The following is a 21,472-nucleotide window of genomic DNA, read 5'->3' as shown; positions in this document are numbered from 1 at the left end:
GTGAAGACATTATTTGTTGCAGCAGAATGCGCTCCTTTCTTTAAAACGGGTGGGTTAGGCGATGTTGCGGGCGCTTTGCCAAAAGCGTTGAAGGAAAAAGGAACTGATATCAAAGTTGTTTTGCCATATTTTACAAAAATCGCTGACCAATACAAGGAACAAATCCAAGATTTGTTTTCCTATGAGGTCAGCGTGGGTTGGCGAAAACAATATTGTGGCGTGAAGTATTTATCTTTAAAAGGGATTGATTACTACTTCTTAGACAACATGTATTATTTTGATCGTCCGGATTTATATGGGTATTATGATGATGGGGAACGCTTTGCTTTCTTCCAATTAGCAGTGATTGAGCTAATGGAAAAAATTGATTTCATTCCCGATGTAATGCATCTGAATGATTACCACACTTCCTTTATTCCGTTTTTATTAAAAGAAAAATATCGTTGGATAAAAGCCTTTGATTCAATTCACACAGTATTGACGATTCATAATATTGAATTTCAAGGTCAATATGATCAGGGAATATTAGGTGATTTATTCGGTGTGGGTAATGAGCGTTATGAAGATGGGACGATTCGCCTTAATGATTGTGTCAACTTCATGAAGGCTGGAATTCTTTATGCTGATCGTGTAACGACTGTTAGTCCTTCTTATGCGGAAGAAATTAAAACTCCGGAATTTGGTGCTGGACTAGATGTGATTCTTCGAATGGAGAGTGGCAAATTAAGTGGAATCGTAAACGGAATCGATTACGAAATGTTTGATCCTGCGACCGATCCAGCTCTTTTTGAAAATTATGATGTCACACATTTGGCAAAAAAAATTGAAAACAAAGTTCAGCTTCAAAAGCAATTAGGGCTGCCTGTAAGACCAGAGGTTCCACTAATCGGAATTGTCAGCCGCTTGACGTATCAAAAAGGATTTCATTTATTATTAGAAGAAATGGAAAACTTGATGCAATTCGATGTGCAGTTAGTAGTGATTGGAACCGGTGATCCCAACTTTGAAAATCAATTCCGTTATTTTGGTGAGCAGTATCCAGAAAAAACGAGTATCCAGATTGCGTTTGATGTGTGCTTAGCTCAAAAAGTTTATGCGGGAGTCGATATGTTCTTGATGCCGTCAGCATTTGAGCCTTGTGGACTATCACAAATGATTTCAATGCGTTATGGAACGTTACCGATCGTTCATGAGATCGGTGGATTAAAAGACACGGTTGAACCATATAATCCCATCACCAATCAAGGAACGGGATTTGGCTTTGATAATTTCCAGCCGTTTTATTTGATGAATGTATTAAAGCAAGCGATTGAGTTGCATCAAAATCAGCCGGCTATCTGGCAAAAACTAATGCAACAAGCAATGGCTAAAGACTTTAGTTGGAATGAATCTAGTCAACAATATTTAGCGCTGTATCAACAATTGTAAGGTTCTAATTGTCAGAATCTAGGGCTTTCAGCCGTGGGTTCTGACTTTTTTTAAAATAGATAGAACTAAAAACGTAGGTTGGAGATGAAAAAAATGAACAAAAAAGAATTTAAACAATGTTTCAGTCGTCGATTGGCTGAAAAATTTGCGATGGAAGTTTCAGATGCTTCGCCAAGCGAGCTATACCAAACGTTGGGTTCATTAATGACTTCAGCATACTCACAAGATTGGCGACAAACATGGCAAGATTATCGGGACGCCGAACAAAAACAGAGTTATTATTTTTCTATTGAATTTTTACCAGGAAAAATGTTAAAAAGTAATTTATTAAATATGGGCTGGCTAGAGACTGTTGAAGCAGGTCTTTTGGAATTAGGAATCCAACTAGATGATTTAGCTGAAATAGAGCCTGATATGGCGTTAGGAAATGGCGGTTTGGGTCGTTTAGCCTCATGTTTTATGGATTCGATTGCATCTACTGGATTACCTGGAAATGGAAATGGCATTCGTTATGAATATGGGTTATTCAAACAGCGTTTTGTTGATAATTATCAAGTTGAGTTGCCAGATGAATGGCTGCAAAAAGGTAATTTATGGGAAGTTAGAAAAGAAAGTAAAGCCGTCAATGTCCGTTTAGGTGGAAATGTTTATTTATCATCGGATGAGATGGGAAATTTAACACCACATTATCAAGATGGAATGGTCGTAAGAGCTGTTCCTTACGATACTGGAATGGTGGGCTATCAAAATAATATCGTCAATACTATGCGACTTTGGTCAGTGGAGATCCCAGCCGAGGAAGAAGGCAATTATCGAAGTGTCGAAGCTCGGCGGACAGTGGAAGATTTGACCTCCGTCTTATACCCAGATGATTCTAATGAAGCTGGAAGACGGTTACGTCTATCGCAAGAATATTTCTTTGTTTCGGCAGGTGTTCAAAGTATTCTTCGCTACTATAAAGAGTTGAAACAGCCGATCGATAAAATTAGTCAGTATGTGGCAATCCATATTAATGATACCCATCCGGCGATGTGTGTAGCTGAATTCATGCGTCTATTAATCGATGAAGAAAATGTTTCTTGGGAGCGCGCATGGAATTTAACACAAAAAGTAATGAGTTATACGAATCATACGATCATGGCAGAAGCACTAGAAAAGTGGTCGATTCCAATGATGAAAAGTGTTTGCCCGCGCATCTATCAAATCATTGAGGAGATCGATCGGCGTTTTGTTGCTGAAATGACCGGCGTTCAAAGTTTTGATTTGATCCAACGGACACGTATTATTCAAAATGACCAAGTTCATATGGCTCATTTAGCAATTATCGGCTCTCATTCAACTAATGGTGTAGCAAAATTACATTCTGACTTATTGAAATCAGTCGTTTTGCATGATTTTTATGAGTTGTATCCAGCGAGATTTAATAATAAAACAAATGGAATTGCGATGCGTCGCTGGACACAATTAGCCAATCCATCAATGAGTAAAGTTCTAGATGAAACGATCGGAAAAACTTGGCGTAAAACACCAGGTGATTTAAGATTGTTATTGAATTATGAAAATGACGATCAAGTATTAAACAACTTAGCCGCTGCTAAGTTGACCAATAAAAAACGTCTAGCTGCTTATATTCAAGAAAATTGTGGTGTAGAAGTAAATCCACATGCAATATTTGATGTTCAAATCAAGCGACTCCATGCGTACAAACGACAATTATTGAATCTATTGCACATCATCAAGCTCTATTTAGAGTTAAAAGAAAATCCTGATTTACCAATTGAACCTCGCGTCTTTATTTTTGGAGCCAAAGCAGCCCCCAGTTACCATTACGCCAAATCAATCATCAAGGTAATCAATGAAACTGCTAGTTTGATCAATAATGACGACTCCATCCATAATAAATTGAAAATCGTCTTTTTAGAAAACTATAATGTCAGTTTGGCTGAACGAATCATTCCAGCAGCAGATGTCAGTGAACAAATTTCTTTAGCCTCAAAAGAAGCTTCTGGAACTTCGAATATGAAATTGATGCTAAACGGAGCAGTAACGATTGCCACTTTAGATGGTGCAAATGTTGAGATTCGAGATGCTGTCGGTGACGACAATATCGCTATTTTTGGTTTAACAGAGGAAGAAGTTTATCAATACTATGAAAATAAAACGTATCACGCAGCTGCTATCTATGAACAAGATAACGTTGTGCGACGAGTTATAGATACATTGATCGATGGAACGATTCCTAATATCCATTCAGAAGGACAAGAGATCTTTGATTCTTTGATTAAGTATAATGATGAATATTTTGTTCTACGTGACTTTGAAGCCTATTGCATTGCTCAAATGAGTATTGATAAAGCCTATAAATATCAACGCCGTTGGCTCCAAATTAGTTTGCGGAATATAGCAAATGCGGGTCGTTTTTCTTCAGACCATACGGTACAGCGCTATGCTGAAGATATTTGGCAAATTGAACCAGTTTTCGCACATAAGGATGATCGAGGAGTGACGAAACATGAAGCATATTTACTTTAATCCCTGGCTCGAGCGATATAAGCAGCCATTCGGAGCAGTTCAGGAGCAAACGACAGTCAAAATTTGGCTGTCGGTACCTGAGCAAGAAACAACTAAAGCGTATTTAGTTGTTCATAAAGAAGGTAGTAGTGTCGGTCAAAAAGTATTTCCGATGAAAGTTGCCACCGAAGATCGTTTCTATTTTGAAACACCGATGGATCAAGGCTGGGGACTGTACTTTTATTATTTTAAAATCGTTCACCAATCAGCAGGTTGTGAAACGATTCAATTTTATGGTTTTGATGGCCAAGGTGGAGAAGGAAAAGTATATGGTTCAGAACATGATGTAGTCCCTTATCAATTAACGTGTTACCAAAAATCAGAAGTGGCACCTAAATGGTATCGCGAGGCAGTTTTTTATCAAATTTTTCCCGATCGTTTTGCGAATGGTAATCCAGCAAAACAAATCAATGAACCGAAAAAAAATTCATTTATTTATGCGACCGAGGAGGACGATCCCTTCTATATTCGGAATAAAGCAGATGAAATCGTACGTTGGGATTTTTATGGCGGTAATTTGAAAGGAATCAAAAATAAAATCCCTTATTTCAAAGAATTAGGGATCACAGCAATCTATTTGAATCCTATTTTTGAGGCTACTTCCAATCATCGCTATGATACCAATGATTATTTTAAAATCGATGGTATTTTAGGTAGTGAAGATGACTTTAGAGAATTAATAGAAGCGTTGCATGCTGAAAAAATCGCGGTAGTTCTAGATGGCGTCTTCTCGCATGTAGGAAAAGACAGCCGTTATTTCAATATTTCGGGACTTTACGGAGAAAGTACGGGAGCTGCTCGCGATCAAACGAGCGAGTACTATGATTGGTTTACCTTCAATCATTATCCAGATGATTACAAAGCTTGGTGGGGTGTCGCTGATTTACCAGAAGTTCGTAAAGAAAACCCCAAATACCAAGAATTTATTTATGGTGATTTAGATAGTGTGTTGACTAAATGGACATCTTTAGGTGTTGATGGTTGGCGTTTAGATGTTGCAGATGAATTGACGGATGAGTTTATTGCCGGAATCCGAAAAAACCTTTCAGCTTATCCGGATAAAATATTAATTGGTGAGGTTTGGGAAGATGCATCGAATAAAGTAGCCTATGATACACGTAGAAAATACGTCTTTGGCGATCATTTGCAAGGGGTCATGAACTATCCATTGCGCCAACAAATCTTGGATCTAATGAATGACGAACGCTCGTTAAAAGAAATCTGTGAAGAAATGATTCGCTACCAAGAAAATTATCCGTCAGACTTTTATTATAATCAGTTAAATAATATTGGGACCCATGACACCGAGCGGATTTTATCGATGGTAGGCAATTCAATGGAAGCATTGGACCAAGCTTGGGGTTTGATGTTTATGATGCCAGGAATCCCTTGTGTTTATTATGGAGATGAGGCAGGATTGACTGGTGGTAAAGATCCTGAAAATCGGAAAATTTTCCCATGGAAGACCATCGATCCAGGTATTTTTGAAAATTGTCAGAAGTGGATTCGCCGGCGTAAAGAGTATGACGTATTAAGCTACGGGGATTTTTTCCCATTTTATTCGGAGACACAAAAAATCTTTGGTGTGATTCGTTATACAGAAGATGCATATGCTATTTATGCAATCAATCAGTCCGATGAAGAACAGCAAATAAAAGTCAGTGAACTTTCAAGCCCGCGTGCCTTTCAAGGAGACTATGCCATTCTTGATAACATTTTTGAAGATGAAATCCTTGCGCCTAAAGGTAGTTTATTTGTATATAATGCGTAATTTTTTCTGATTAAGTTTTGAAATCGTCCATCGGAAATCGAAAGCATTTTCTCGGTTTTTGTGCTAAACTAAGTGATATCAGAGAACAATAAGGATGATTGGATGCAAACATACACTAGAGAAAAATGTCGTTTTCCGGCTTTTGATGATAATCAAGGAGTAAAATTAACTACTTCGAGTCAACGAGTTTTATTTGATGGAAATGATGACTTGATTACCACTCATCGATTAGAAGCGAAAGATGTTTTTGGCCGTGAACTTCCAAAACCTAAACGCAGTCGACGAGTCGTGCTAGATGATGAACCACAAAGAGGGCTACATCAGCATAAAGCGAATCTACCGATGTATCATAGCGAGCGGACTGAAGCGAAAAAAGTAAAATTATTTGAAGAACACAAGCCGAAAGAAGGAACCAAAACGACTTTCAGTGCAAATCCTGGGCGAAGTGCCACACCATTCGCACCTACTTTTGTTCCTTCTTCTTTGATTCCGGATCAAGACCCGAATGCTATCTCACCACGTGAGTTGATGCAACGAATGGAGAAACAACGGAATTCGTATATTTTATTTGCTTCAGAAAAGAAAGAAGAAAAACCTGCGATCGAGAGAAAACATTCTCGGCAACGTTTAGATCGTTCATTGCGTGGAATTATGGAAGAAGATAATTCAAAAATAGAAAATAGTAAGTATTTTCAAGAATAGTTAGTAATCAATCGTTTAAGGATGCCTGAGTCGATTGGGCATCCTTGACTATTGTTTTAATGATAAGAGGAGTTAAACAGTCATGAATCCATTTGAAGAAAAAATCAGCCAGTTGCGAGATCATAAAATTGAAAAAATTGAAGTGACGAGAGAAGAATTTTTTTCATTTCGAGAAATTTGGAGCAAACAAGAAGATAAAAAATTCTTTCGTGGCATCGCAGGCTTAAATGGCGATATCGTCTATGTTTACGATACAACGATTGTCTAAATAGTTTATATAAAGCGGCGGTGTTGGAATTGGTAGACAAGCATGATTGAGGGTCATGTGGGAGAGCTCTCGTGTGGGTTCGAGTCCCATTCGCCGTATAAAAAAGGACAACCTTTTAAAAGGTTGTCCTTTTTTATACATCCTTGCGTTACAGTTAGATCAAGACTAAGGTAGGACTTTTAAAATGATCGCAATAACACCAGTAAAGAGTAATCCTAAACCACAAAATAATTCTAAATAATAATTGTCGTGCGTCTTTTTCCATTGAAAAAATGTCCAGACAATCAGTCCGATGCCATATATGATCAATAAAGATCCTAGAACAATTCTGATACTATAATATTGATACATAGGATTCCTCCATAGGTTAATGTCGGATAATTTTTAAGAAACGATCAAAATGATATTCTTCAATAAATTAATTATAAATGGAAGAAAGTTTTTTTAAAAGAAATAGCCCACGAAATTAAATAATTGATAAATATTTAATTCTAATTATACGGGTGAAAGATTGTTAGTTTCCAATTAAATTTAAGATGATTTAAGAACGCTCAAATTTATTCAATCGTTTTCGTTATTTCGATTGCAAGAGTTGCTTGTCAAACAATCATCGGATAAAATTAAGATATTAAAATGTGAATATGCATATTTTGGAGGATGTAATCATGGAAGCGATCGGTCAAGTCTTGAAAGAGTTCAGAAAAGAACACGGCATGACACAAAAAGATCTTTCACAAGGAATTTGTTCTCAAAGTGTGTTGAGTCGGATCGAGAATAATGAAGAAATTCCCAATATTTTTGTGATTCAACAGCTTTGTCATCGTTTAGGAATTACGATCGATCAATTGATGGTAGATTTTTTGCCGGAAGAAATGTTTTTACGAAAATATTTCAATAAAATGTTTATGTATTTAAGAATGACCAAGTATCTTGAAATTCGAGCGACGCTTGAGTATTTAGAAGAACGACAAATGACGCATTTAGACAAAGACCGACAACAAATGTATTTTTTTAAAGGGGTTTGTTCTTATTTTATTGATGAAGACCCTGAAACGGCCTTAGAGCAAATTGTCGACGGCTTGGGTATTTGTGTGTCTAAGAAATATCATGGTTACTTTGATAGTCGCATCTTGCTGCTTAGTTTTGCTGGAAAAATGTCCTTTGTTTTGGGACGCTTTACGGATGCACAAAATTATTATAGTCAAAGTTATGAGATTTTCCGTTCAATGATGGCAGATTATTCCGAACGTAGTGAATTAAGCAATCTATTTGTTAATTACGGAACTTTTTTGGTCAATCAAGAGCGTTTAGACTTGGCTGAGAAAGTGATCGATATGGGAATCAAATGGAATCGACAACAGTGTAGCTATTACAAATTAAGAGAATTGATTGAGTTGAAAATCAGAATGTTGGAAGCGCGTGAAGAACTGCATTCTGTGATCAGTTATAGAAAAATGTTAAGAGCACTAGAAAAAATTAAAGATTTATAGAAATGGTCTACACCATTCTTGACTTATTTTTAAATCAGGAGTAACTTTAAAGCATTAAGAATAAAGGGAGAGCTCAAAATGAAAACATTTATTTATGCTGATAAGTTCTTTTTAAACTCTGGAGTTAAAGGAGCCGGCTATCTAGATGTCACAGACGGCATTTTTGGAACATACACGAAAGAAAAACCTGAAAGTGCAGAAATCATCGATCAATCGGGTAAATGGATTGCTCCTGGTTTAGTTGACACTCATATTCACGGCTATAAAAACCATGATGTAATGGATAACGATGCTGAAGGTATCAAAGCAATGTCAGAAGGATTATTATCATGTGGCGTAACTAGCTTTTTACCAACGACTTTGACGTCATCAAAAGAGCGCTTGAAGGACGTAGCCGAAACGATCGGAAAGGTTTATCAAGAAGTTGATGGAGCAAAAATTCAAGGTATCTATTTTGAAGGACCATTCTTTACTGAAGAACATAAAGGAGCGCAAAATCCTAGTTATTTCGGCGATCCTAATTTAGCTACATTCCATGAATGGCAAGAAGCTTCAGGTGGTTTAATCAAAAAAATCGCATTAGCACCTGAACGTAAAGGTGTAAAAGAATTTGTTAAAGCAGTGACCGATGAAGGCGTTGTTGTTTCATTGGGACATTCAAACGCAACGTTAGAAGAAGCTCAAGAAGCAGTAGAAGCTGGAGCAAGCGTCTTTGTTCATGCGTATAACGGTATGCGTGGCTTAAATCACCGCGAACCAGGAATGGTTGGTGCATTATTGTCATTACAACACGTCTTTTCTGAATTGATTTGCGATGGTCACCATGTACATCCACAAGCGGCAGAAATTTTGATGGAAAAAGCGGGACATGATCACGTAGCTTTGATCACTGACTGTATGATGGCCGGTGGAATGCCTGATGGTAACTATAATTTAGGCGAATTCCCAGTCGTTGTAAAAGACGGTACAGCACGTTTGGAATCGGGTAATTTAGCAGGAAGCATCTTAAAATTAAAAGAAGCAATCAAAAATGTGGTTGACTGGGGATTAGCGACACCAGAACAAGCAATTATGATGGCATCTTACGTACCTGCAGTTAGCTGTAAAATCGAAGACACATGCGGTTCGATCACAACTGGTCGCGCAGCTGATTTTATCGTTTTAGACCCTACAATGGATCTAGTCGCAACTTATCTTGATGGTGTAGAACGTTATCATGTTTAATTGAACGATCTTTCGAACTCGACCTTTTTAGGTCGAGTTCTTTTTTGCCTATAATCAGCTATAGTCGGTCAATGCTATCGAGTAGCAAACAAAAATCAAGGATCAAGCTCACTTATGAGCTTGATCCTTGATTTGTTTACGTACAGTGTACAAATTTTTGTTTAACTCTGCTTCCTTTTTTTTCAGTTCAACTAGGTCTTCTTTGAGCTCTTTTTCTTTTTCATCTGTTTGTGGCGTGATAACACCATTCAGCGAGATCGCAATAATCGTTCCGATAAAAGTGTCTAACACACGATTTAAAGCGAAAAGAGCAGATTCTCCTTGTGGGATGCTTAAAGCAATCAACAGCATCGTGGCAATTGCTGAAATGATTCCAGAATTATTATTTAGTCCGTCAGATAAAACAATAACTAAAATAACAAATAATGGCAGAATCAATAGTTCGACAAAGAATTCATTGTTAAAAAAGGCTTGGATATAGTAGTATATCATGGCTAATAGTCCACCTAATGAATTGCCTAATACTCTAGAACGACCAAAAGAAATACTGGTTGTCAGATCTTGTCTTAATGAAAAAACAGTAGCCAAAGCAGCAATCAAGGGAGAACCACGATCTGTAATATGGAATAATAAAATGCAGAGCATGACAGCAAGTGCCGTTTTGATTGTACGCATTCCTAAACGGAAACGACCAATTTGCATAGTAATCCTCCTTTTATTGTCCTTATATTAAATAGTTTAGCCGAAAATTGACAAAAAAACAAAAGGCATCGCCTAAACGATTCCTTTTGTTTAATTTTATACTTGTGATTGCCATTTTTGCTGCATTTGATCCAAAATATCAATGACATCTTTAGTAAAGAAAAGAGATTGATTTGTTTTTTCGCCATTGATTATAGCGACTATATTTTCAATTTCGTAATTCATCGCATTTCCGGTAAAACCAGATTGGATTGTTTCTTTTGTCCCATCATTAAAAAATAGTTCTGCTTGGTCTGCACGAGGATAATTATCAATCGTTAGATAGCCATTTTCAAAAGCGACGATTCCCTTTTTAGGCATTTTTGCTTGGAAACTCAAGCTGATTGTCGCTAATTCATCTTTTGAATTACGTAAAATGGAAATCGATTGCTCATCGACCCCTGTTGAAAAAGGAACCATGGTAGAGGCTACGACTGTTGGCTGCTCTGTTAAAAACCAGCGAGCAAAAGAAACGGCGTAGGTTCCGATATCAAGCAACGCACCCCCGGCAAGTTCAGGATTGAAAAACCGATTGCTCGGATCTGGATCTTTATAACTGCCGAAAGGTGCTTGGATCATTTTTAATTTTCCTAAGCGATCAGATGCTATCAATGAATGTAATTCATGGTATAATGGCATATTGAAGATGGTCATTGCTTCAGCAAGAATCAATTGTTTTTGTTCAGCTAATTTCATCGCTGACTGTAATTCAGCTAAATTCATCGTAATGGCCTTTTCGCAAAGAACATGTTTGCCTGCTGCTAAAGCTTGCATGATATGGGTACTATGCTGTCGATTAGGAACCGCAATATAAATAATTGAGATGTTATCATCTGCTAATAATTCCTCATAACTACCATAAGCTTTAGGGATGTTATATTGTTGGGCAAAAGTTTGAGCTTTTTCTAATGAGCGTGAAGCACAGGCACTTAGGCTACTGGTTTCTTGCTCAAAATTTGCCGCAAATTGATGGGCAATTTCACCTAATCCGATAATGCCCCATTGTAATTTAGACATGGTGCTCCTCCTAGTCATACGCCAAAATTTCGTTTTTACTGATATACTTAATAGAATACGAGGCGCTTTCATTAAGTATGCAGTAATTATTAAATTATTTCAATCGATTTGATATAGTACTGTATTTTTTCAGAATATTAGCTAAAATAATAGAGGAGGGATTCTTCGTGAATCAAATTTATTTAGATTTAGTACTCAGTGCAATTTTTGAACAATTTCATTCAGAACAAGATTTTTATCAAGCTTATTTAGGAATCAGTCAAAACCAATGGCAACAATGGAAAGATGGACAAAACAATCTATCGCCAGAAGCCAATCAAAAAGTAAAAAATTTATTTAGTGATTATGAGTGGATGTTGAGCCAAAAAGTTATTCGTCAAACATTACTTTTCCCTGAAAAGCGTCGAATCGCAGTGGCTGAATACCGGGAAATGAAGACAATCGTTGCTCAACGTTGGATCGCTAGTGGGTTGGCACAAGTAGAAATGATTCCATTTAAAAATAAAAATGAAGAAGAAAATAGCGATTTTATCAACCTTCGGGTTACGATCGATTATGACGCGTGGGGGTATAGCGATATTCTAACCTTCCGTTTGCCCGCCCATGTCCAAAATCAAATTGCAAGTTCTCATACTCAAACGGCATTGTTAGATTGGGTCAATGAGAATTTGACAGAAACATATACGTCTTTAGACGATTGACGAAAGGATTTTTTAATTGAAAAAAACAGTAGGGCTGATTTCAGTGATCGTTATGTTTGGTTTGACGGGTTATTCACTCTTTCACGGCTCACAATCAAAGTCTGAGGTAAAGAAAACAACTGCGACAACATACTCATTTGAAAAGAAAACAGCTGCAAGTACGAGCAAGAAAACGGCTGCACAAAAAGCATTACCCGATGCTAAAACAACTGATTGGAACCTTGTTTTAGTGGGACCCAAAAATAAAATCGAAAATGAAGTCGCAGAAAGCCAATTGGCTACATTATCTGACAATAGTCATCAAGTAGATAGCCGAATCGTTAGTGACTATGAAGCACTATCAGAAGCTGCGACAAAAGCGGGCTATCCATTAGTGATTGTTTCAGCTTTCCGTTCAGTCGAAGCGCAAAAAAAAGTATTTGATAATAACGTTAATAGTTTAATCAGTGGCAGTGGAATGACCGAGGCAGATGCGACGACTAAAACAAAAGAAACGATCACTGAGCCTGGCTATAGCGAACATCATACCGGTTTAGCAATGGACATCGTTGATCAGGATTGGTACAACTCATATACTACACAAGTGTTAGATGCTTCCTATGGGGATCAGCCAGGAGCGAAATGGATTGCAGAAAATGCTCCGAAATATGGATTTATTATTCGCTACCCTAAAGATCGTCAAGATATTACAGGCATTACTTATGAACCCTGGCATATTCGTTATGTCGGTAAAGAAAATGCGGAATATATCACTAAAAATAATTTGACACTAGAAGAATTTTTGCAACAGCTATCAGATAAATAAGGAGTTGCTATGCCAAAAAAAATCTTTAAAAAACGAAAGTCTCAAGTTTCTTTGCCTCTAATTTTTGGAGGTCTTTTATTACTTGGGATCGCTTTCGTTTTTTCTTTACATTTATTATCTAATTCAACCACTAGAAGTGATGACCAAACAGAAAAGCTAACACATCAAGAATTTATTGATAAGTTAGCTCCACATGCAAAAGAGCTGCAACAAGGCTATGGCATCTTGCCTAGTATTATTTTGGGGCAAGCCATCTTGGAATCAAATTGGGGACAGTCGCAACTAGCAAGCCAATATAACAATCTTTTTGGTATTAAAGCATCTGAAAATCAGAATAAGGTCAGTCTAGAAACAAAAGAATACGTCAATGAACAATGGATCACGATTCAAGGGGACTTTAGAGTCTATAGTTCTTGGGACGAATCATTAGATGATCATACGATGCTTTTTGTGAATGGAACGAATTGGAATCCACAATTATATGCGGATGTTCTAACAGCTGCAAATTACCAAGCAGCAGCACAAGCTTTACAGACAGCAGGTTATGCTACTGATCCTGACTATGCAAGTAAAATTATCGAGGTTATCAAAACGTATAATTTGGAGCAGTACGACCATTAGTAGTAAAATTGACTTAACAAAAATTTGTTAGGGGCTGGTTGTATGACAGATTCAAAAATACCTGAAATCATGACAGAATTAAGAAAAGATATTGTACGTGTTCCAAAACCAATCAAAAAGGCATCTGGAATCGTCATCTTTGGGAAAAAAATTCGTTCGATTATTTTTACGACGGATATTGCTATTATCCGTAATACCGATGCAGATGCCGTAATTGCAGTCTATCCATTTACACCACATCCAGCGATTACTAAAGGAATTATTGAAGCAGCAGATATTCCTGTCTTTTCTGGAGTTGCAGGCGGCTTAACTCAAGGTCCTCGCTCTGCTTATATGGGAATGTTCGCGGAAGCTCAAGGAAGTATTGGTGTCGTTGTGAATGGGCCAACACCTGTAGAAACGATTCAAGCGATTTATGATGTGGTAGATATCCCCGTGGTTGCAACAGTGACATCAAAATATTCTAAAATCGAAGAAAAATTATCGGCGGGAGTCGATATTATCAACATCAGTGCTGGAAAAGATACTGTGGAAACAGTAAAATATTTTCGTGAGCGATATCCAGAATTACCAATCATTGCTACAGGTGGACCAGATGATGAAACAATTGAAGCTACAATTGCAGCAGGAGCGAATGCAATAACATATACGCCACCTTCTAATGGTGTTTTATTTAGTCGTAAAATGGAGAAATACCGGGAAATGGAGTACAAGGAAGACCAAGAAGAATAAAGAAAAACGAGAATCGGATGCTGATTCTCGTTTTTTACTATATTAAGTTATAGTTAAGCTTCACTTGCAATACTTACAGTGTTGAATAGTGAGGTGAGTAAGATCAAACATTTAATGAATTGGTTGATTTTTCTAATTGTACCAACAGGAATTTGTTTTCTTTTATTTTTTTTCAATGATCGAAAGACCGTTGAAGTAACAAAAGAAACAGAAGGTACAAGCGTTGAATTATTGGCAGAACAGAAGGAAGAAAAAGAAGCTGGAGCAACGATTATCGATGTTCCTTTAGAAAACCAAAATGAGGGAAATCCTCCTTTAGAAAATGGTTGTGAGATTACGGCACTTTCTATGTTACTGAATTACTATGGCTATGAAACGAATAAAAATAAATTAGCAGAGCAGTTAAATTATGTTCCGCTGTATGAAGATGAGAGCCAAGACATCCATGGCAATCCGCATGACGGGTTTGTCGGAAATATTTATGGTGGGTATGATGCAATGGGTGTGGCTGTTGAACCAATTGCTGCAGTTGCGGAGGACTATGTAGAAGGAAACCACTCAGTCGTATCTAGTTCGTCGACCGACTTTTCTGAATTGGCGGCTATTGTTCAAGCAGGTACTCCTGTTTGGGTTGTTACGACGGTCGATTTTCAAGTACCTACAGCAAATGATTTTCAAACTTGGCAAACAACTAGTGGTGAAGTTACCGTATCCCCTTTGTGTCATGCTGTAGTAGTGACCGGTGTAGACAGTCAACATGTCTATGTCAATGATCCTTATGGCTATAAGAATCGAATCGTTGATCGCTCAGAATTTGAAGAAATTTTTCAAGCGATGGGGAATGAGTCACTATATATTGAAACAAATGACTAAAGACGTGCGGCAAAATCGCCGCACGTCTTTTTTTATAAAATCATTTTAGGCAAAGATATGTTGGAAAGTAGGTAATAGTTGTTCAAATGAGGTCAATTCAATATCATGGATTTGAGAAGTTCCTTCAGGTAATTGTCGATTGCGATGGTTTAACCAAAGGGCATGCCAACCAGCTCGAGTGGAACCAAGAACATCATTTTTGAAATTATCGCCTACATATAAGGCCTTTTCAGGATTTAAAGCAAATTGTTTTTTGCCTAATTCAAAAATCTCAACATCGGGTTTTTCATAACCGGTTGCTTGAGAAATAATGATGTTGTCCTCATCGACCCAGTTAAGTAAACCTAACTGTAAGATTTTTTTGTATTGATGATCAGTAGGACCATTGGTGATAATACTAATTGGTACTTGTTTTTCTTTTAAAAAGTCCAAAGTTTTTTCAACTTCTTGATGCATCGAAATCGAATTTAGTTCGTCTTCATAAACACTTTGGAAATGCAAGGATTCTTCATCAGTGATTGATGGATAATTTAAATCTTGCAATGATTGATTGATGCGATGTGCACGCATGTATTCTAATGTCCATTCTTGTGTAATAACTTTGTTAAAATTATTGTCACTATGGACACGGAAACGAGTATATAACGGAAGCATATCAGCTTCACTCACTAGAGGAAATAGTTTTTGGATCGCTTTGCGAAATGGTTCTTGTTGATCGTAGATAGTATCATCGATATCAAATACGACAGTTTCAATCAAATTAGACACGCCTTTCATTTTCAGCAAATTTTCAACTAATTACATTAGGTATTCTAGTATAAAAAAAAGAACAAAAAAAGCAGAAATCGTTGATTAGAAAAGGTTTTTGCTACTAAAAAAGAGAAATCGCAAGCTATCAGTTTTCAGTTCATGTGACTGAAAAAAAGAATTCTTTTTGAATTTTAATTTAACAATCAAAAAAGCACCCGTTAGTCATTTTTACTAGCGAGTGCTTTTTTATTTAGTTAAGGGATAAAAAATTCCTTCAATGTTTTAGCAATCATTTTTGCCATCGGATTTTCTTCAGTGAAACTAGAAGCCAAATAAATCGTCCGTGAAAGTGAAAGCTTTTCTATTTTTCGTAGAACGAAGGGGGCTTTTTTTTCATAACCCCAAGTTATTTTTGGAAAAAAGGTCATTCCTAATCCTTGGTTGATCATTGAACGTAATGTAGCGGGATCATCGGTCGTTGCTCCGATTTTCAAGGCAATTTTTTGTGTTTCAAAAGCTGCATCAAGTGTCCGACGTAAAGGTGAATTTGTGGCAAGCATCAAAAAAGAATGTGTTTGAATATCTGAAATTTCAATCACTTCTTTTGTAGCTAATGGTTGATTTTTAGGAATAGCCAAGAGAATTTCTTCAGTAAAGATAGGTAAATTCGTTAAACCAACTTTAGGTTCAGAAGTAATATAAAACACTTTTTCCTGTGCTTTTTCAGTTGCACCATGTTGTTGGATGGAAAGCTGGATTTCAGGATGTTTTTCACTGAAAGATTTCACTAAATTAGGAATCGAGACTGAAGCGACTTCAGAATAAATAGTAATCGCTGGCAGAATTTCTTCATTAAGAGCTTGAATCGCAGCTAGTCCTCGATCAAATTGAGCGAGTGTTTGAAGTACATAAGGATAAAAACTTTCAGCATACATTGTTAATTCGATGTGACGGCCGGTATGGTAAAACAAAGGCACACCTAATTCTTGCTCTAAATGCTTCATCGCACGACTAAGCGCAGGCTGTGAAATGTATAGTTCTTGCGCGGACTGAGTAATGTTTTTAGACTCTGCTACTTTTTAAAATAGCGTAAATGGTCAAGATTCATAAGACCCTCCTTAATCCATACCTTTTTGTTATGGATCGTTCTGAAATTGGCATTTTTTATTATAGCAAACTTTGGCTAATATAACACACGTAAGAGAAATTGCTTAAGGAGGCTTATCATGAGTACTGGATTCTTATATCCCGGACAAGGCAGTCAAACGAGTGAGATGTTGCAAGATGTCCCTATGAGTTATTTTGATACCTTAGAAAAAGTCACAGGATATCGTTTAAAAGATGCAACGAATATCGAACAAGATACTGTTTATATCCAATTAGCATTACTTCTTAAAGCTGCCTATTATACTGATCAACTGAAAGCATCAGGTATTAAGCCTGATGTAGTTGCTGGTCATTCCATTGGGGCCTTTTGTGCGGCAGTAGCGAGTGGATGTTTAAGCTTTGAAGATGCTGCGAAACTCGTTTATCACCGCGCTGATTTAATGAAAAAGGCTTACCCAAAAGATTATGCAATGGGTGTGATTGTTGGATTAACTAGAAGCGAAGCCGAAACAGTCGTCGCTGAAAGTTTTGATCCAGCTTTTCCAGTGTATTTATCAAATGAAAATTGTCCAATGCAACATACAATTTCTGGTCATATTCATGGATTAAAACAAACATTGGCACTTGCTAAAACATATCACGCACAAACTGCGAAATTATTAGCTGTTCCAGTTCCTTCTCATTGTACCTTGATGGATGCGACAGTGGAACAATTCGCTCCGATTATGGATTCAGTCACTCTTGATGCAACGATATGTCCGTATCTAAAAAACATCGATGGCCGAATTACAACGGATCCAGCTGAAATTCGTAAAGATCTTTTGCATAATATCGCACATCCAGTGCAATGGAATAAGATGATGGATGTAGCTCAAGAAGTAGGAATGGATCTGGCTCTAGAATTTCCTCCCGGTAATACCCTCACAAAATTGATCCATGTCAAGTTCGGGGAAAACAAATCGATCCGAACGATCAATATCGATCAACATGGCATTGATGACACTTTATTCTTATATCAAAAATGGAGATGACAAGAATGGAAAAACCAGCAAGAAATTGGGCGAGCAAACGCGAAAAAAAAGCTCAAAAAATGAAAAAAATTGAACATTTGCTTGATGGAAAATATGTTCCGACAGAAGCCATTATCGAAGTCTTGGAAACATTGATCCAACCCGGCGATAAAGTTGTACTTGAAGGAGATAATCAAAAACAAGCCAGCTTTCTTTCTACAAGTTTAGAACAAGTAAATTCAGACAAAGTAAATCAATTACACATGATCATGTCAAGTATCTCTCGTCCTGAACACTTAACTATTTTTGAAAAAGGGATCGCTGCAAAAATTGATTTTTCTTATGCCGGTGCTCAAAGTACTCGTGTTGCTCAAATGATTGAAGACGGCACAATGAAATTAGGCGATATCCACACATATTTAGAATTATATGGTCGCTTATTCATTGATTTAGTTCCAAACGTTGTCTTAGTTGCGGCTGATAAAGCTGACCGCCAAGGAAATCTTTATACCGGTTTCAATACGGAAGAAACACCAACAATCGTTGAAGCTGCTGCGTTTAAAGATGGTATCGTGATTGTTCAAGTCAATGAAATCGTTGATGAATTACCTCGTGTAGATATTCCAAGCGATTGGATCGATGTTGTTGTATTAGCAGATCAACCGTATCAATTAGAAGCATTATTCACGCGTGATCCACAAAATATCACAGAATTACAAATTTTAATGGCTATGATGGCATTAAAAGGAATCTATGCTGAACATGAAGTACAATCATTGAATCATGGGATTGGTTTCAATACAGCAGCAATTGAATTATTATTACCAACTTATGGTGAAACACTAGGAATCAAAGGGAAAGTTGCTAAAAACTGGGTGTTAAATCCACATCCAACAATGATTCCAGCAATCGAATCTGGTTGGGTTGAAAGTATCCACAGTTTTGGTGGCGAAGTCGGTATGGAAAAATATATTGCCGCTCGTCCAGATGTTTTCTTTGTTGGTAAAGATGGTTCAATGCGTAGCAACCGGACATTATCACAAGTTGCTGGTCAATATGCAGTCGATATGTTTATTGGTTCAACTTTACAATTAGACTATGAAGGAAATTCTTCAACCGTAACCAAAGGACGTTTATCTGGTTTTGGTGGTGCACCAAACATGGGTCATAATCCTGGCGGACGTCGTCACTCAACTCCTGCTTGGCAATCATTACGTGATGAAAGTGATCCATTAGGAAAAGGCCAAAAATTAGTTGTACAAATGGTTGAAACATATGGTTCAAATAAAAAACCTGTATTCGTAGAAAATCTTGATGCACTTGAAGTTCAAAAACAAGCAGGACTAGCAAATGCACCCGTTATGATTTATAGCGAAGATACAACGCATATCGTCACTGAAGAAGGGATTGCTTATCTTTACAAAGCAACTTCAAAAGAACAAAAACAAGCAGCAATTGCTGCCATCGGTGGGGTAACACCAATAGGAATGACAAGTACAAAAGAATCATTAGATGAATTACGTAAAGCTGGAATCGTTAAATTACCAGAAGATCTTGGAATTAAACGTAGCGATGCTAAACGTTCATTACTAGCAGCTCAAACAGTGGATGATTTGATTGAATGGTCAGATGGTTTATACGAACCCCCAATGAAATTCAGAACTTGGTCTTAAAGGAGAGAAGAACAGATGGAACAATTATCATACAGTTATAAAACAACAAAACCAATTGACAAAAAAATTCATGTTGGTGTGGTAGGTTCAGGTGATTTGGAAATTTTACTTTTCCCAACAGAAAAATCTGAAACTTCAGTCCGTGTATGTACCGGTAGTGATGGTTTTGGTGATGTTTGGCAAAATGTATTGACTAGATTCTTTGATCGTTATCCAATTACAGCTGATATCGTAATCAACGATTTTGGTGCTACTCCTGGAGTTGTCTATCTTCGATTAACACAAGCAATGGAGGAACTTTCAGATGAAAAATAGTTTTGTAGAATTAAATGCACGCGAACGTGTTCATGCATTATTAGATGCTAAAACAGGGCATGAATTGATTGATCCGTTTGATCAAATGATCGCTCCCAATCTAGTTGCTCAAAACATCGTTCCACAAAGTGATGACGGTATCGTTGTCAGCCGTGGAGCAATCGACGGAAAAAATGTGATCGTGATTGCAATGGAAGGTAAATTCCAAGGTGGCGGTATCGGTGAAGTATCCGGTGCTAAAATTATTTCAGCTTTAACATTAGCATTGAAAGAAAATGAAGCCGGAAACGAGATCTATCCAGTGATCGTATTAGATACTGGTGGCGTTCGTTTACAAGAAGCCAACTACGGTCTTTTGTCAATTTCTGAAATCGGTAATTTGATCGTAGCATTGAAAAAATATGTTCCAGTGATCGGATTGGTTCCAGGACGTGTGGGTTCTTTTGGTGGGATGTCAATTACTTCAGCGCTTATGAGTCATTTGATCGCAACTAAAAAAGCACGGATTGGCTTGAACGGTCCAGAAGTAATCGAAGTTGAAGCTGGAGTTCGTGAATTTGATTCTAGCGATAAAGACTTGATCTGGAATACGATTGGTGCGCGTCAACGTTTCGAAGCAAACGTCGTTGATGAATTAGTTACGGATAGTGTTGAAACAATCCGTCAAGCTGTGATCGCAGCGATTGTAGAGAAAAAAGATAGCCATCGTAGCGAAAGTGCTGACTTCTATTTATCATTATTGGCAAAACTTGATTTATCAAAACCAATGACAATTGAAGAATATAATAAAGCTTTAGCTGCTCACAAAGTGGAAGCAGTAAAAGAAATTGAAGTAACAGAAGGCAAGGAAGATGCATCTACTAGTGTTGGTTATCAATGGTTTGCAGCATTAACTGGTTTAACGCATCCAATTTCTACCAGTGCGACTGTCTACTCAGCTCCTTCAGAAGTATTTGTTGAAAATGCTGTTGTAACTGCTATCGTACCTAATGGTAACAATCCAATGTATCGAGTACGTAATGGTGAAGTAGGTTTAGTCGAAGGCTTCGAAATGGGTCATTTACTAGAAGCTATTTATCAAGAAGATAAGAACAAAGCAGTAAAACGTCCAGTTATCGCTGTGATTGATGTACCAAGTCAAGCATACGGATATAATGAAGAATTGATTGGTATCCACATCGCTTTAGCGAATAGTGCGGCTGCTTATGCAAAACTTCGTCAAGCTGGTCATCCTGTTATTGGTTTTATTGCTGGAAATGCTATTTCAGGAGCTTTCTTAGCTCATGGGTTACAATCAAGTCGATTAGTTGCTTTGAATAGTAACGATATCATGATCCAAGCAATGTCTAAAGAAAGTGCTAGCCGGATTACAAAACGTTCGATTGCAGACATTGAAGCTGCCGCAGAAAAAGTTCCAAGTATTGCTTATGATGTTCAAAACTATAATAAATTAGGTGCACTGTTTACTTTCTTAGAAACAATCACCGATCAAAGTACATCTGCTGAACACGTTTCTGAAGTAGTTGCAGCTATCAATGCAGCGATTACAGATGTTCGTAATACGAACGACACGATGTTAACAAATCGTTACACCAATTCGATTGCTGTAAATGGTGGTCGTGTGGAAACGAATAAAGTTTTTGATCGCATGAATAAAGAATGGAATGATTAAT

20 protein-coding genes, 1 tRNA gene and 1 pseudogene are annotated in these 21,472 nt (G+C 37.3%); 17 read left to right on the top strand and 5 right to left on the bottom strand.

Going from position 1 to position 21,472, the window contains the following annotated elements:
• From glgA to RV04_RS03315, 6 genes are all read left to right on the top strand, one after another.
• Nucleotides 1-1,428 carry a glycogen synthase GlgA gene (gene glgA, locus RV04_RS03340; RefSeq protein WP_071857054.1) on the top strand — a complete coding sequence of 476 codons (1,428 nt, stop codon included), beginning with the start codon at nucleotides 1-3 and terminating at the stop codon, nucleotides 1,426-1,428.
• A 93-nt stretch (nucleotides 1,429-1,521) separates the two neighbouring features.
• Nucleotides 1,522-3,960, top strand: coding sequence for a glycogen/starch/alpha-glucan phosphorylase (locus RV04_RS03335; RefSeq protein ID WP_084405502.1), 2,439 nt, complete (start codon nucleotides 1,522-1,524; stop codon nucleotides 3,958-3,960).
• Nucleotides 3,941-5,770: a glycoside hydrolase family 13 protein gene (locus tag RV04_RS03330; RefSeq protein ID WP_071857052.1), complete on the top strand. Its 1,830-nt coding sequence runs from the start codon at nucleotides 3,941-3,943 to the stop codon at nucleotides 5,768-5,770. Before RV04_RS03335 ends, RV04_RS03330 begins: the two co-directional genes overlap by 20 nt.
• 102 nt (nucleotides 5,771-5,872) lie before the next feature.
• The gene (locus tag RV04_RS03325) at nucleotides 5,873-6,472 is read left to right on the top strand and encodes a hypothetical protein (protein ID WP_071857051.1); all 600 of its coding nucleotides are present in this window, start codon (nucleotides 5,873-5,875) and stop codon (nucleotides 6,470-6,472) included.
• A gap of 82 nt (nucleotides 6,473-6,554) precedes the next feature.
• Nucleotides 6,555-6,740, top strand: coding sequence for a hypothetical protein (locus RV04_RS03320; protein WP_071857050.1), 186 nt, complete (start codon nucleotides 6,555-6,557; stop codon nucleotides 6,738-6,740).
• Between the two features lie 14 nt (nucleotides 6,741-6,754).
• Nucleotides 6,755-6,838 (top strand) — tRNA-Leu (locus RV04_RS03315).
• A gap of 67 nt (nucleotides 6,839-6,905) precedes the next feature.
• On the opposite strand, the gene RV04_RS03310 is transcribed toward RV04_RS03315, so the two are convergent.
• Nucleotides 6,906-7,091, bottom strand: coding sequence for a hypothetical protein (locus RV04_RS03310; RefSeq protein ID WP_071857049.1), 186 nt, complete (start codon nucleotides 7,089-7,091; stop codon nucleotides 6,906-6,908).
• Between the two features lie 314 nt (nucleotides 7,092-7,405).
• On the opposite strand from RV04_RS03310, the gene RV04_RS03305 reads away from it, so the two are divergent.
• Nucleotides 7,406-8,230, top strand: coding sequence for a helix-turn-helix domain-containing protein (locus RV04_RS03305; protein ID WP_071857048.1), 825 nt, complete (start codon nucleotides 7,406-7,408; stop codon nucleotides 8,228-8,230).
• 78 nt (nucleotides 8,231-8,308) lie between these two features.
• Nucleotides 8,309-9,454 carry an N-acetylglucosamine-6-phosphate deacetylase gene (gene nagA, locus RV04_RS03300; protein WP_071857047.1) on the top strand — a complete coding sequence of 382 codons (1,146 nt, stop codon included), beginning with the start codon at nucleotides 8,309-8,311 and terminating at the stop codon, nucleotides 9,452-9,454.
• A gap of 108 nt (nucleotides 9,455-9,562) precedes the next feature.
• On the opposite strand, the gene RV04_RS03295 is transcribed toward nagA, so the two are convergent.
• Together RV04_RS03295 and RV04_RS03290 are read right to left on the bottom strand one after the other, a co-directional pair.
• Nucleotides 9,563-10,156 carry an FUSC family protein gene (locus RV04_RS03295; RefSeq protein ID WP_071857046.1) on the bottom strand — a complete coding sequence of 198 codons (594 nt, stop codon included), beginning with the start codon at nucleotides 10,154-10,156 and terminating at the stop codon, nucleotides 9,563-9,565.
• 96 nt (nucleotides 10,157-10,252) lie between these two features.
• Nucleotides 10,253-11,230, bottom strand: coding sequence for a Gfo/Idh/MocA family protein (locus tag RV04_RS03290; protein WP_379952859.1), 978 nt, complete (start codon nucleotides 11,228-11,230; stop codon nucleotides 10,253-10,255).
• A gap of 149 nt (nucleotides 11,231-11,379) precedes the next feature.
• On the opposite strand from RV04_RS03290, the gene RV04_RS03285 reads away from it, so the two are divergent.
• From RV04_RS03285 to RV04_RS03265, 5 genes are all read left to right on the top strand, one after another.
• Entirely contained in the window at nucleotides 11,380-11,913 is a 534-nt protein-coding gene (locus RV04_RS03285; protein ID WP_071857044.1) for a hypothetical protein, read from the top strand.
• A 16-nt stretch (nucleotides 11,914-11,929) separates the two neighbouring features.
• Nucleotides 11,930-12,718, top strand: coding sequence for a M15 family metallopeptidase (locus RV04_RS03280; RefSeq protein ID WP_071857043.1), 789 nt, complete (start codon nucleotides 11,930-11,932; stop codon nucleotides 12,716-12,718).
• A gap of 9 nt (nucleotides 12,719-12,727) precedes the next feature.
• Nucleotides 12,728-13,339, top strand: coding sequence for a glycoside hydrolase family 73 protein (locus RV04_RS03275; protein ID WP_071857042.1), 612 nt, complete (start codon nucleotides 12,728-12,730; stop codon nucleotides 13,337-13,339).
• A gap of 42 nt (nucleotides 13,340-13,381) precedes the next feature.
• The gene (locus RV04_RS03270) at nucleotides 13,382-14,071 is read left to right on the top strand and encodes a beta/alpha barrel domain-containing protein (RefSeq protein WP_071857041.1); all 690 of its coding nucleotides are present in this window, start codon (nucleotides 13,382-13,384) and stop codon (nucleotides 14,069-14,071) included.
• Nucleotides 14,072-14,164: 93 nt separating this feature from the next.
• Nucleotides 14,165-14,944, top strand: coding sequence for a C39 family peptidase (locus RV04_RS03265; protein ID WP_245791032.1), 780 nt, complete (start codon nucleotides 14,165-14,167; stop codon nucleotides 14,942-14,944).
• A 45-nt stretch (nucleotides 14,945-14,989) separates the two neighbouring features.
• Here the strand turns inward: RV04_RS03265 and RV04_RS03260 are convergent, their stop codons facing one another.
• Nucleotides 14,990-15,721, bottom strand: a complete 732-nt coding sequence (locus RV04_RS03260) for an HAD family hydrolase (RefSeq protein ID WP_084405500.1) — start codon at nucleotides 15,719-15,721, stop codon at nucleotides 14,990-14,992.
• 227 nt (nucleotides 15,722-15,948) lie between these two features.
• A pseudogene (locus tag RV04_RS03255) lies at nucleotides 15,949-16,802 on the bottom strand (LysR family transcriptional regulator).
• A 118-nt stretch (nucleotides 16,803-16,920) separates the two neighbouring features.
• Between RV04_RS03255 and RV04_RS03250 the strand changes: the two are divergent.
• The 4 genes from RV04_RS03250 to mdcD are packed head-to-tail and all read left to right on the top strand — an operon-like array spanning nucleotide 16,921 to nucleotide 21,471.
• Complete coding sequence (locus RV04_RS03250) at nucleotides 16,921-17,832, top strand: ACP S-malonyltransferase (protein ID WP_071857039.1); 912 nt, start codon at nucleotides 16,921-16,923, stop codon at nucleotides 17,830-17,832.
• A gap of 5 nt (nucleotides 17,833-17,837) precedes the next feature.
• A complete protein-coding gene (gene mdcA / locus RV04_RS03245) occupies nucleotides 17,838-19,484 on the top strand; it encodes a malonate decarboxylase subunit alpha (protein WP_071857038.1) in 1,647 nt (548 codons plus the stop codon).
• 15 nt (nucleotides 19,485-19,499) lie between these two features.
• Nucleotides 19,500-19,799: a malonate decarboxylase subunit delta gene (locus tag RV04_RS03240; protein ID WP_071857037.1), complete on the top strand. Its 300-nt coding sequence runs from the start codon at nucleotides 19,500-19,502 to the stop codon at nucleotides 19,797-19,799.
• A complete protein-coding gene (mdcD, locus tag RV04_RS03235; RefSeq protein WP_071857036.1) occupies nucleotides 19,789-21,471 on the top strand; it encodes a biotin-independent malonate decarboxylase subunit beta in 1,683 nt (560 codons plus the stop codon). Before RV04_RS03240 ends, mdcD begins: the two co-directional genes overlap by 11 nt.
• Nucleotide 21,472: the final 1 nt, after the last annotated feature.

The sequence above is a fragment of the Enterococcus hermanniensis genome, from assembly GCF_001885945.1.
Taxonomy (GTDB): Bacteria; Bacillota; Bacilli; order Lactobacillales; family Enterococcaceae; genus Enterococcus_A; species Enterococcus_A hermanniensis.
Note: the sequence above shows the minus strand (reverse complement) of the source record. Positions and strands in the feature narration are given on the sequence as shown.